Here is a 13,270-nt window from a genome sequence, read left to right as displayed (position 1 = left end):
CGTGACTGATTCGCAGGCGCATCCCGAGCCCTCCGGTGGTCCCGACACCGAAGCCCCCTCCGACCTGTTGGAGCACCGGGCGGACGAACCGGAATGGCCGGCCGAACAACCCGACGCGGGGTTCGACGCCGACCAGGCCACGCTGATCGGCTGCACCGTCACCGGACCGGGCCAGCTGCCCGCCGCCCGGGTGCTGCGCGAATCGTTCCTGCACAGCCACCCCGGCGCCCGGTTCGTCATGCTGCCGATCGGCGGCGCCGCTCCCGGCGGGGACGAGCTCACCCCGGAGCGGATCGGCGTCGACGCCGACGAGTTCGCCCGGCTCGCGGTCGCCTGCACCGCGGATCAGCTGCGCGCGGTGCTGCGGCCCCGGCTGCTCCAGCACCTGCTCGCCACCGGCGCGACCGTGCTCTACCTCGAACCGTCGGTGCAGGTGTTCAGCGAATTCGACGACCTGCTGCGCGAACTGTCCCCTGATCGGCCGGTCGCGCTGGTGCCCCGAGTGCTGCGCACCCTCTACGCCGACGGGTTCCGCCCGAGCGCCACCGACCTCGTCGAATCCGGGCCGTTCGATCCGAGCGTGCTCGGCGTGCGCCCCGGAGCGGAGGACTTCCTCACCGCGTGGGCCGACCAGGTCCGAGCCGACCCCAGCGTCGGCATGCTGCTCGACGGCGCACCGGCACTGATCGACCACCACGTGCTGCGCGATCCGGGCGTGGGGCTGTCGGTGTGGAACGCGGCGCAACGCGAACTCATCCCCACCGGCGACGGCGGGCACGCGGTGGACGGTTCACAGCTGCGCAGCATCCACTTCGACGGGTTCCAACCGCAGCGGCCGTGGCTGCTGTCCACGCACTACGCCGATCGGCCGCGGGTGCTGCTGTCCGAGCACCCGGTGCTGGCCGGGCTTTGCGCGGCCTACCGGAACAAGCTCGTCGAAGCCGGCTACACGCGGGAACATCCGCACCCCTACGACACGCTCCCGGACGAAACGCCACTGCCCGAACAGCTGCGGCGCGACTACCTCGCCGCCTGGCAGCGCGGCGAAGCTCCGGCGAGCCCGTTCGCCTCCGGCGCGGGCACCGGCGACTTCCTCGACTGGGCGTGCGAACCCGTCGACGAGCGGCAACGCGCCACCGGCGGTTCCCGTTGGACCGCCGCGGTGTGGGCCGACGACCAGGTGCTGCGCAAGAACTACCCCGACCCGTTCGGCGCGGACGCCGACGCGTTCCGCGAATGGTGCGCGGGCGTCGGTGTCGCAGGCGGCCGGGTGCCCGCCGCGGCCGTGCGCAACCTCGGTGGCGGCGACGGCTCGACCCTCGTCGACCAGCTCGGCGTCGCCATTTTGGGTACCGGCCGCACCGCCGAACTGGTCCGCGCCGCCGTGCGCGCCTCCGGGTTGCCCTCGGCCGACACGCCCTACTACCCAGTGGTCCTGCGCTGCGAACCCGGCTTGACGGTGCCCACGGGACGCCACCTGATCGACGTGCAGCCCGACACGACCGACGCGGACGGAGCGGTGGAGGCGTGGGTGCTCTCCGAAGCCGCCCGGCAGGCCGCTCGCCGCGCGGGCGGCCCCACCACGCGAGTCGTCGCCCTCCCGCTGCTCGACCCGGGGCCGGTGGACCTGCCGACGCGCAAGGCCGCCCGCGCCCGCTTCGGGTTGTCCGAGGAGTTCGTCATCGGCGCGTTCGCCGACCACTCCGACGAACGCCGCGACAACATCCTCGGCCTGGTCACCGCCTTCTTCGCCGCGTTCCCCGAACGCGAGGACGCGCACCTGCTCGTCGCCGTCACCGGTGCCGCCGACCACCCGGAGGCCGCCGAACGACTGCGGCTCGCCACCGCCGCCGACCCGCGAGTGCACCTCGTCGAGGAAGAGATCGGCACCGAGGGACTGCTGGCCGCGGCGGACTGCGTGGCCTCGCTGCACCGCCCCGCGGGCGGTGACCGGTACGCGTTGCGGTTGCTCGAAGTCGCCGGGCACGGAGTCCCCGTGCTCGCCGCCGACCACGGTGCCGTCACCGAACTGCTCGGCTCCGCCGGAGCCACCCTGGTGCCCTGCCAAGGCCAAGGCGAACCGGACATCGACGCCGCAGCCGAGGCCCTGCGCAACGCCGCCGACGACCCCGACGACACCGCCGCAGCCGGCCGCCGAGCCCGTGATCACCTGCTCGCCCAGCACAGCGTCAACCACGCCGCCGAGCGGCTGCGCGAGCACGTCGAGCACGCCTACCGGAACTGGCGCACCAAGTGGGCCAAGGACCGCCACGGCGACCTCGACGACCCGCTGCACCCGCTGCTCGTCGCGCGGCACGCGCTGCACCGCTCCCCGGACGTCGGCGCGGGCGGCCGCAACTCGGTGGCACCCGCGCTGCGCAAGGCGGTGCTCCGAGTGCTCAGCCACTACGACGAGCACATCCGCGACGTGCTGCGTTCCATGGTCGACGGCGTGGAGCAGACCGCGGCGGAATTGCTGCGCCGCCAGTACGACGCGGACGGGGGAGGGGAGGAGCTTGACCTCCTGCGCACCGAAATCGGCCGCATCGACCAACGTCACGACCAGCTCGACGAACGCCTCACCAGCACCGACGACGGAATGGTGCGCGCCCGCGCCGACCTCGCCGACCAACACCGGCGCCTCCGCGCGCTGGAGGCAGGCGGCGGCTCGACCGGCGGCGATTCCGACCAAAACGACCTGCTGGCGCAACGGCTCGACAGCCTCACCGGCGCCGTGGAACGAACCCTGGACCGGATCGACGCGCTGGAGAACGAGCGCGAACAGTCCCGCAACCAGGAACTCGAAACCACCCTGCGCTCCGCGACGAGCGACGCCGCTTACGCCCTGCACCGCACCGACGTCCTGCAGCGCATCCTGCTGCGCGAGCACGAACGCAACACCGGCACCGCCGACGGAACCAGCACCCCGGTGCTCTGCGACGCTGGCCTGCTCCGGTTGCCGGCCGACGACGCCATGATGCTGCCGTGGCTGTCCTCGCACGCCACCTGGGACGCGGAAGTCTCCGGCCTGATCGACTCGCTGCTCGAACCGGACGGCGTGTTCCTCGATGTCGGCGCCTACGTCGGCTACCAGACCGTGCGAGTGCTGAGCAGGCTCGGCAACAGCGGTGCCGTGATCGCCGTCGAACCCAGCGCGGACGGCCGCGCCCTGCTCCACCGCAACGCCGAGGTGAACGTCCCCTCGGCGTGGGACCACCGCCTGGTCACCATCTCGGCCGCGGCCTGGGACGCCCCCGCCGACCTGATCGCCGAGCCCTCGCTGGCCGGCGGCGTCTCGGTCCGCCCGACGGACGACGCGGACTCCGCGGATCCCGAGACGTTGGTGCCCGGGGTGCGTCTCGACAAGGAACTGGAGAACACCTCGACGCTGCACGACATGACGTTGTCGGTGGTGCACGTGGACGTCGGCGCACGAGTGCACCGAGTGCTCGGCGGTCTAGTCCGCCTGCTCCGCCGGGACCGTCCGTCGATCGTGTGCTCGTTCACCCCTTCCGGCATCACGGAACTCGGAGACGACCCGGCCACGGCCCTCCGCGAGTTCGGCACCTGGGGTTATGAACTGGTTCCCGTCGGCCGCACGACCGCGGTATCGGCGTCGGAACTGCTGGAAGCGATCGACGCCGCGGGCTCCACGACCACGGTCAAGCTCTGGCTGCGGCCGAAGGGCAAGTCCTGACCCGCGACCGAAGCCGAATGTCAAGAGTCTGACCAGGCGATTTGACATTCACGGAGAGTGTGCGTAACTTTCTCCAAGTCGCACGGCAAGCCGGACGGAACAGGACGCAAGAGCCTGGCGGGGACGGTGAAGGTGGCGGCGCCTGGGACTTCCCAGTAGCGCGCACCGGACGGGACGCGCGGGTTTGACACCGCGAAGCGGACCGGGTAACGTACGACAGCCGCTAAGATTCGAGAGGCGCTTCCACGGGAAGCGGGTCACGGCTCAGCGGAAAACAACTCCAGACAGGTCGACGATCTGGCCGACCGGGGTGCGGGTGACCGCGAGGTTGACCCCCTGAAACGGCCGAAAATCGGGCCTGCTAGAGTTTGGAACATCGCAAGAACGAAAGACGAAAACGACTCCCCGGAGTTCGCGGCCCTGAGTGTGGGGTTGTGGGTGATGGTGTGGGTGTGTTCTTTGAGAACTCAACAGCGTGCCGATGATGGTGAGTGGTAAACTCATCTAGATAAATTTTTGCCTCGGCGATTCTTTGGGATTGCTGGGGTGCCTCGTTTATTTCGGGGCAGGATTACTCTAAAACATTGTTGGAGAGTTTGATCCTGGCTCAGGACGAACGCTGGCGGCGTGCTTAACACATGCAAGTCGAACGCTGAAGCCCTTCGGGGTGGATGAGTGGCGAACGGGTGAGTAACACGTGGGTAATCTATCCTGCACTCTGGGATAAGCCTTGGAAACGAGGTCTAATACCGGATAGGACACATGGCCGCATGGTCTGTGTGTGGAAAGTTCCGGCGGTGCAGGTTGAGCCCGCGGCCTATCAGCTTGTTGGTGGGGTAGTGGCCTACCAAGGCGACGACGGGTAGCCGGCCTGAGAGGGTGACCGGCCACACTGGGACTGAGACACGGCCCAGACTCCTACGGGAGGCAGCAGTGGGGAATCTTGCGCAATGGGCGAAAGCCTGACGCAGCAACGCCGCGTGGGGGATGACGGCCTTCGGGTTGTAAACCTCTTTCGACATCGACGAAGCCTTCGGGTGACGGTAGGTGTAGAAGAAGCACCGGCTAACTACGTGCCAGCAGCCGCGGTAATACGTAGGGTGCGAGCGTTGTCCGGAATTATTGGGCGTAAAGAGCTCGTAGGCGGTTTGTCGCGTCGGCCGTGAAAACCTGCCGCTTAACGGTGGGCGTGCGGTCGATACGGGCAGACTTGAGTTCGGTAGGGGAGACTGGAATTCCTGGTGTAGCGGTGAAATGCGCAGATATCAGGAGGAACACCGGTGGCGAAGGCGGGTCTCTGGGCCGATACTGACGCTGAGGAGCGAAAGCGTGGGGAGCGAACAGGATTAGATACCCTGGTAGTCCACGCCGTAAACGGTGGGCGCTAGGTGTGGGGACTGTTTCCACGGTTCCTGTGCCGTAGCTAACGCATTAAGCGCCCCGCCTGGGGAGTACGGCCGCAAGGCTAAAACTCAAAGGAATTGACGGGGGCCCGCACAAGCGGCGGAGCATGTGGATTAATTCGATGCAACGCGAAGAACCTTACCTGGGTTTGACATGCACAGGATCGCCCCTGAGAGGGGGTTTCCCTTGTGGCCTGTGTGCAGGTGGTGCATGGCTGTCGTCAGCTCGTGTCGTGAGATGTTGGGTTAAGTCCCGCAACGAGCGCAACCCTTGTCCTGTGTTGCCAGCACGTGATGGTGGGGACTCGCAGGAGACTGCCGGGGTCAACTCGGAGGAAGGTGGGGATGACGTCAAGTCATCATGCCCCTTATGCCCAGGGCTTCACACATGCTACAATGGCTGGTACAGAGGGTTGCGATACCGTGAGGTGGAGCGAATCCTTAAAGCCGGTCTCAGTTCGGATCGGGGTCTGCAACTCGACCCCGTGAAGTCGGAGTCGCTAGTAATCGCAGATCAGCAGTGCTGCGGTGAATACGTTCCCGGGCCTTGTACACACCGCCCGTCACGTCATGAAAGTCGGTAACACCCGAAGCCCATGGCCCAACCCTTGTGGGGGGAGTGGTCGAAGGTGGGACTGGCGATTGGGACGAAGTCGTAACAAGGTAGCCGTACCGGAAGGTGCGGCTGGATCACCTCCTTTCTAAGGAGCTAGCTCACTTCCGCAGTCTGGGTGACCGGGTTGTGGGGTGTTCAGGGTTGATGAGGCGCATGTTCTCGTGCTCTGAGTGCTCATAGGATTAGTGGAAATGCCATTCTGTTTTCTGTCATCGGTTCGCTGTTGGGTGTCTGAGAGAACACACGTGTGTGTTTTTTCGGTTGTTGTTTGAGAACTGTATAGTGGATGCGAGCATCTTTGTGGCCAAGTTATGTAGGGCACATGGTGGATGCCTTGGTACCAGGGGCCGATGAAGGACGTGGGAGGCTGCGAAATGCCTCGGGGAGCTGTCAACCGAGCTGTGATCCGAGGGTGTCCGAATGGGGAAACCCAGCCCGAGTGATGTCGGGTTACCGCTTCCTGAATGTATAGGGTTGCGGGGGGAACGCGGGGAAGTGAAACATCTTAGTACCCGTAGGAAGAGAAAACACTGGTGATTCCGTGAGTAGTGGCGAGCGAAAGCGGAGTAGGCTAAACCGGGCGCGTGGGATACCTGGCAGGGGTTGCGTGTTCGGTGTTGTGGGGCATCATTGGAGGGGGCTGCCGGCTCTTCAGCGTGGTTGTGTGTGTTAGTTGAACAGGTTGGGATGCCTGGCCGGAGTGGGTGAGAGTCCCGTAGGCGAAAATGCACATGGCGCGTGTAGTGGTGTTCCCGAGTAGCAGCGTTTCCGTGGAGGGTGCTGTGAATCTGGCGGGACCACTCGCTAAGCCTAAATACTTCCTGGTAACCGATAGTGGATAGTACCGTGAGGGAATGGTGAAAAGTACCCCGGGAGGGGAGTGAAATAGTTCCTGAAACCATGTGCCTGCAATCCGTCAGAGCATGCTTTTTGGGTGTGTGATGGCGTGCCTTTTGAAGAATGAGCCTGCGAGTTGCTGCTGCGTGGCGAGGTTAACCTTGTGTGGGGTAGCCGGAGCGAAAGCGAGTCTGAAGAGGGCGTGGAGTCGCGTGGTGCAGACCCGAAGCGGAGTGATCTACCCATGGCCAGGGTGAAGCGCGGGTAAGACCGTGTGGAGGCCCGAACCCACCAGGGTTGAAAACCTGGGGGATGAGCTGTGGGTAGGGGTGAAAGGCCAATCAAACTCCGTGATAGCTGGTTCTCCCCGAAATGCATTTAGGTGCAGCGTTGCGTGTTGCCTGGGTGGGGTAGAGCACTGGTTGGTTGATGGGCCTTATGGGTTACTGACGTCAGCTAAACTCCGAATACGCCTGGGTTGAGCGTGGCAGTGAGACGGTGGGGGAGAAGCTTCATCGTCGAGAGGGAAACAGCCCAGAACACCGGCTAAGGCCCCTAAGTGTGCGCTCAGTGGGAAAGGATGTGGGATTGCCCAGACAACCAGGAGGTTGGCTTAGAAGCAGCCATCCTTGAAAGAGTGCGTAATAGCTCACTGGTCAAGTGGTCCTGCGCCGACAATGTAGCGGGGCTGAAGTGCACCGCCGAAGCCGTGTCAATCAGGACTTGGTTCTGGTTGGGTAGGGGAGCGTCCTGCATGCAGTGAAGCATCCGGGTAACCGTGGTGTGGAGTGTGTGGGAGTGAGAATGCAGGCATGAGTAGCGAGAGCAGAGTGAGAATCTCTGCCGCCGATTGACTAAGGGTTCCTGGGGCAGGTTCGTCCGCCCAGGGTGAGTCGGGGCCTAAGGCGAGGCCGACAGGCGTAGTCGATGGAGAACGGGTTGATATTCCCGTACCCGTGTGCATGCGCCCATGGTGAAACGGTTGAGACTAACCATCCGCGAGCATGGTGGCTCTTCGGAGTTGTTGTGTGAGTGCATGGGACCTGATTCCGCGGTAGTCAAGTGATGGGGTGACGTAGTGGGGTAGCTGTGCCAGTGAGTGGTAGTACTGGTGTAAGCCTGTAGCCTGTCGTCTAGGTAAATCCGGGCGGCGTGAAGGGTGAGGGGTGATGCGTAGCCGTTGTGGTGAAGTCAGTGATCCCGTGCTACCGAGAAAAGCCTCTAGCGATGTGTGTGCATGGCCCGTACCCGAAACCGACACAGGTGGTCAGGTAGAGTATACCGAGGCGGTCGGGTGAACTGTGGTCAAGGAATTCGGCAAATTGCCCCCGTAACTTCGGGAGAAGGGGGGCCACGGCTGGTGAACACTTTTTCGGTGGGAGCTGGTGGTGGCCGCAGAGGCCAGGGAGAAGCGACTGTTTACTAAAAACACAGGTCCGTGCGAAGTCGTAAGACGAGGTATACGGACTGACGCCTGCCCGGTGCTGGAACGTTAAGAGGACCCGTTAGCATCTTTTGGTGTGAAGCGGAGAATTTAAGCGCCAGTAAACGGCGGTGGTAACTATAACCATCCTAAGGTAGCGAAATTCCTTGTCGGGTAAGTTCCGACCTGCACGAATGGCGTAACGACTTCTCCGCTGTCTCGACCACAGGCCCGGTGAAATTGCACTACGAGTAAAGATGCTCGTTTCGCGCGGCAGGACGGAAAGACCCCGGGACCTTTACTATAGCTTGGTATTGGTGTTCGGTGCGGCTTGTGTAGGATAGGTGGGAGACTGTGAAGCGTTCACGCTAGTGGGTGTGGAGTCGTTGTTGAAATACCACTCTGGTCGTTCTGAGCATCTGAACCTCGGACCCTGATCGGGTTCAGGGACAGTGCCTGGTGGGTAGTTTAACTGGGGCGGTTGCCTCCCAAAGGGTAACGGAGGCGCCCAAAGGTTCCCTCAGCCTGGTTGGTCATCAGGTGTTGAGTGTAAGTGTATAAGGGAGCTTGACTGTGAGACTGACAGGTCGAGCAGGTGCGAAAGCAGGGACTAGTGATCCGGCACTGGCAGGTGGAAGCGGTGTCGCTCAACGGATAAAAGGTACCCCGGGGATAACAGGCTGATCTTGCCCAAGAGTCCATATCGACGGCATGGTTTGGCACCTCGATGTCGGCTCGTCGCATCCTGGGGCTGGAGTTGGTCCCAAGGGTTGGGCTGTTCGCCCATTAAAGCGGCACGCGAGCTGGGTTTAGAACGTCGTGAGACAGTTCGGTCCCTATCCGCCGCGCGCGTAGGAGATGTGAGGAAGGCTGTCCCTAGTACGAGAGGACCGGGACGGACGGACCTCTGGTGTGCCAGTTGTTCCGCCAGGAGCAGGGCTGGTTGGCTACGTTCGGGAGGGATAACCGCTGAAAGCATCTAAGCGGGAAGCCTGTTCCAAGATGACGTCTCCCACCCCTTTTGTGGGTTAAGGCCTCCTAGAGATGATGGGGTTGATAGGCTCGGCATGGAAGCACAGTAATGTGTGGAGTGGACGGGTACTAATAGGCCGAGGACTTGTTCACAAAGATTGCTACGCATCCACTATACGGTATCTGAAACAGCAACCTGGATTGTTGTTGATATCAGAATAAAGGTTTCACCTGCCCGGTGATCATGGGTTCATGGTTTGTGGGTGTGGTGTATGTGGTTTGTCGGTGGTTTTAGCGGAGCGGGGAACGCCCGGTCCCATTCCGAACCCGGAAGCTAAGCCCTCCAGCGCCGATGGTACTGCACTCGATAGGGTGTGGGAGAGTAGGACACCGCCGACAATACTCATCCAGAAACGCCCCACGACCGAATGGTCGTGGGGCGTTTCTGCATGCTCGGGTGTTTCGGTGGCGCGGATGTGTCTCGTAGTCTTCTGTGATGGAACGCGTGCGCATGCTGGTCGTGGAACCGTCGTCCACCGCCCCGGTGGGGCGGCTCGGGGAGTGGCTGTCGGAGGCCGGCGCTGAGTTGGACGTGGTGCGAGCGCCGCAGATTCCTGCGCCTGCGACGCTGGACGAGTACGACGCGCTGGTCGTGATGGGCGGCGGCATGGGTGCGCTCGACGATCTGGAACATCCCTGGTTGGCCGATGTGCGGGCGTTGCTGAGTGCGGCGGTGAGCAGGCAGCTGCCGGTGCTGGCGATCTGCTTGGGTGCTCAGCTGTTGGCCGCGGCGACTGGTGGTCGGGTCGCTCCGATCAAGAAGGGTCCCGAGGTGGGGACTCTGCTGGTGGCCAAGCGGGATAGCGCGGCGGAGGATCCGTTGTTGGGGCCGTTGCCGCTCACACCGGACGTGATGCAGTTCCACAACGACGAGGTGGTGCGGTTGCCACCGAGCGCTCAGCTGTTGGCTTCCTCGCCGGCCTGCGAGAACCAGGCGTTCCGGGTCGGGATTTGTGCGTACGCGCTGCAATTCCACATTGAGACGACCACGGAGAGGGTCTTCGACTGGGTGGCCACCATGCCGGAAGCTGCTGGTGCGGCGCGGCCCGGTCAGCTGGAATCCGCGCACCTCGACGAGTTCCACGCGGATCTTGCCGAGACGTGGGAACCGGTGGCGCAGCGTTTCGTCCAGTTGGCCGCGACTCCGCTGGACCAGCGCCGCGGGACTCGGGCGCTGCCGATGGCGTGAGGCCGCACCGGTCACCTGTGGGAGCGCACTGACATCGGACTACCGTGCGGAGTATGGGCAACGGCAACTCGTCACGTTCGGGTTCGGCTCCTTCTCCGGCCAGGTACGGCTTCAGCGATGTCGTTCGGGCGGAGCAACAACTGCGGGCGGCGGGATGGTGGTCGGACGCGGGGCCGACGGACGAGCCCGTCATCTCGGCGTTGTCCCGCGCTCCTGATCCGGACCTGGCGTTGCTCGCGGTGGACCGGCTGCGTGAGGCCGCTGCCGAGGAATGGCCGGCGCTGGCGAAGGAACTGGGCTCGGACGTCGTCGTTCGTGGCGGGCTGATCGGAGTGCTGGGGGCTTCGAGCGCGTTCGCCGATCACTTGGTGGCGTATCCGGGGGACTGGCGGAGGCTGCGTTCGCGGCAGGAGAACCAACGGCCGGATGTTGCCGCGCTCACCGAGGGACTGTTGGCCGCCGTTCGATCTGCGGACGGGATTCTGACGGGTGCGGAGGCGATCAGTGCGCTGCGCGGCGCCTATCGGGGGCTGCTGCTGGAGGTGGCGGCGGCCGACCTGCGGCCGATCGTGGAACGGGAATTGCCGGGCGAGTCCTTTGAGGACATCGCCGCGGGGTTGTCCGACCTCGCGGTGGCGGCGTTGCGCGCGGCCCTGGTAGTGGCCGCGGCGGAGTTGTCCGGCAGGGAAGGCGCGGACAGCGTCGAGGACCTCGCGGTGATCGCGATGGGCAAGACCGGTGGCCGGGAACTGAACTACGTCAGCGATGTCGACGTTGTGTTCGTGGCGGAGTCCGAGGAAGCGTTGCCGGGGGCGACGAAGCTCGCCAGCATGATGATGCGCGTCGCAGGGCCTGCGTTCTTCGAAGTGGACGCGGCGTTGCGCCCGGAGGGCAAGGCGGGCGCGCTGGTGCGCACCCTCGACGGCTATCAGAGTTATTACCGCAGGTGGGCGCGGACCTGGGAGTTCCAGGCGTTGCTGAAGGCGCGGCCGGTCGCGGGCAACGTGGAGCTGGGGCAGCGCTACGTCGACGCGGTGTGGCCGAACGTGTGGACGGCCGCGGAGCGGGACAACTTCGTGCCCGACGTGCGGTCGATGCGCCGCCGCGTCGAAGAGCACGTGCCCACGGAGCTGTCCGAGCGGGAACTGAAGTTGGGTCCCGGTGGGCTGCGGGACGTGGAGTTCGCTGTGCAGCTGCTCCAGATGGTGCACGGCCGAAGCGATGCGGACCTGCGCAGCCCGAGCACCGTCGAGGCGTTGCGCTCCCTCGGCGAGGGCGGTTACGTCGCCCGCGCCGACGCCGCGGACCTGGTGGAGTCGTACCGGTTCCTGCGCACCCTGGAGCACCGGGTGCAGCTGCGACGGTTGCGTCGCACCCACCTGCTTCCCGAACTCGACGACAAGGACGAGCTGCACGTCCTGGCGCGTTCAGTGGGACTGCGTTCCAGCGGACGCCACAGCGCGGGGGAGGTGCTGGTCGCCGAATACCGCAGGCACAGCAACCGGGTGCGCAGGCTGCACGAGAAGTTGTTCTACCGCCCGCTGATGGAGGCGGTCGCGAAGGTCCCGACCGACGCGTTGCGGCTGACCACCGGTGCGGCGGTGCAACGGCTCGCGGCCCTGGGCTACACCTCACCGGAAGGCGCGTTGCGCCACATCGAGGCGTTGACCTCGGGAGTGTCGCGCCGGGCGCACATCCAGGGCGCGCTGCTGCCGATGCTGCTGGACCTGCTCGCGAACACACCGGACCCGGACGGTGGGCTGCTGGCGTATCGGAAGGTGTCCGAGGCGTTGGCGGAAACGCCCTGGTACCTGCGGTTGCTGCGGGACGAGGGGGTGGTGGCCGAACGGCTGGCGCAACTGCTCGGCACCTCGAAGCTCGTGCCGGAACTGCTGGTGCGCGCGCCGGAAGTGCTGCGGCTGCTCTCGGACACACCGGCGTTGGCCGAACGTGATCCGGGGGAGGTCGCGACGTCGCTGCGCAGCGCGGTCGCCCGGCATGCGGAGCCGAGCCGGGCGGTGTCGGCGGCGCGGTCGCTGCGCCGACACGAACTGTTGCGCATCGCGTGCGCCGACCTGCTCGGCCTGCTGCCGCCGACGGAGGTGTTCCGGGCGCTGTCCAGCGTGTGGGCGGCGGTGCTGGAGGCCGCTTTGGACACCTCGGTGCGGGATGTGGCGGCACGGGCGGAATGGCAGACGGTGCCCGCGCGGATCGCGGTGATCGGCATGGGCCGGCTCGGTGGAGCGGAGCTCGGTTACGGCTCGGACGCCGACGTGATGTTCGTGTGCGAGCCGGTGCCGGAAGTACCGGAGTCGACGGCGGTTCGCTTCGCGACCTCGGTCGTGGAGCAGGTGCGTCGTCTGCTGGGGGCACCGAGCCAGGACCCGCCGCTGGAAGTGGACATCGACCTGCGCCCCGAGGGCCGCAGCGGCCCGCTGGTGCGCACCATCGACTCGTACCTCAGCTACTACCGCAGGTGGGGCGAGGCGTGGGAGGCGCAGGCGCTGTTGCGGGCGCGACCGGTGGCGGGGGACGAGGAACTGGGTGAGCGGTTCTGCGCCGCCATCGACCCGATCCGGTATCCGGACGGCGGTCTCGACGAAGCCCGGATCAGGGAGATTCGCCGGATCAAAGCGCGGGTGGATTCGGAACGCCTGCCGCGCGGTGCCGACCCGGCCACGCACACGAAGCTGGGACGTGGCGGCCTCGCCGATGTGGAATGGACCTTGCAGCTGGTGCAGCTGCGTCACGGGCACGCGCACGAATCGCTGCGCGTCACCTCCACCATGAGCGGCTTGGCCGCGGCCGTGCAGGCCGGTGTGCTGGGAGAGGAGGACGCCGCCGAGCTCGGTGAGGCCTGGACGCTGGCGATGCGGTCGCGCAACGCGGTGATGCTGGTGCGCGGGAAGTCCGGGGACCAGCTGCCCAAGCAGGTGCGGGAGCTGACCGCGGTGGCCGCCGCACTCGGCTACTCCGGCGACGTCGACACCGGTGAGGTGCTCGACGACTACCTGCGGGTGACCCGGCGCGCTCGGGCCGTCGTGGAGCGAGTGTTCTACGAGGACTGAGCCGG

The 13,270-nt window shown here is 65.3% G+C and carries 3 protein-coding genes and 3 rRNA genes; all 6 read left to right on the top strand.

Translation table 11 applies throughout. The features are described from left to right. The first annotated feature begins 1 nt into the window (after position 1). The gene (locus H2Q94_RS23015; protein WP_243789260.1) at positions 2-3,697 is read left to right on the top strand and encodes an FkbM family methyltransferase; all 3,696 of its coding nucleotides are present in this window, start codon (positions 2-4) and stop codon (positions 3,695-3,697) included. A gap of 584 nt (positions 3,698-4,281) precedes the next feature. After that, positions 4,282-5,801, top strand: a 16S ribosomal RNA gene (locus H2Q94_RS23010). 217 nt (positions 5,802-6,018) lie between these two features. After that, positions 6,019-9,101, top strand: a 23S ribosomal RNA gene (locus tag H2Q94_RS23005). A gap of 128 nt (positions 9,102-9,229) precedes the next feature. Further along, positions 9,230-9,347 (top strand): 5S ribosomal RNA (gene rrf, locus H2Q94_RS23000). Together the 16S, 23S and 5S rRNA genes form the textbook arrangement of a ribosomal RNA operon. Before the next feature lie 97 nt (positions 9,348-9,444). Next, the gene (locus tag H2Q94_RS22995) at positions 9,445-10,197 is read left to right on the top strand and encodes a type 1 glutamine amidotransferase (RefSeq protein ID WP_243789259.1); all 753 of its coding nucleotides are present in this window, start codon (positions 9,445-9,447) and stop codon (positions 10,195-10,197) included. A 53-nt stretch (positions 10,198-10,250) separates the two neighbouring features. Beyond that, positions 10,251-13,265, top strand: a complete 3,015-nt coding sequence (locus H2Q94_RS22990) for a bifunctional [glutamine synthetase] adenylyltransferase/[glutamine synthetase]-adenylyl-L-tyrosine phosphorylase (protein WP_243789258.1) — start codon at positions 10,251-10,253, stop codon at positions 13,263-13,265. Positions 13,266-13,270 lie beyond the last annotated feature (5 nt).

Source organism: Saccharopolyspora gloriosae (genome assembly GCF_022828475.1).
In the GTDB taxonomy this organism is placed as follows: domain Bacteria; phylum Actinomycetota; class Actinomycetes; order Mycobacteriales; family Pseudonocardiaceae; genus Saccharopolyspora_C; species Saccharopolyspora_C gloriosae_A.
The sequence above is the reverse complement of the archived record's forward strand: the minus strand, read 5'-3'. Positions and strand labels throughout refer to the sequence as shown.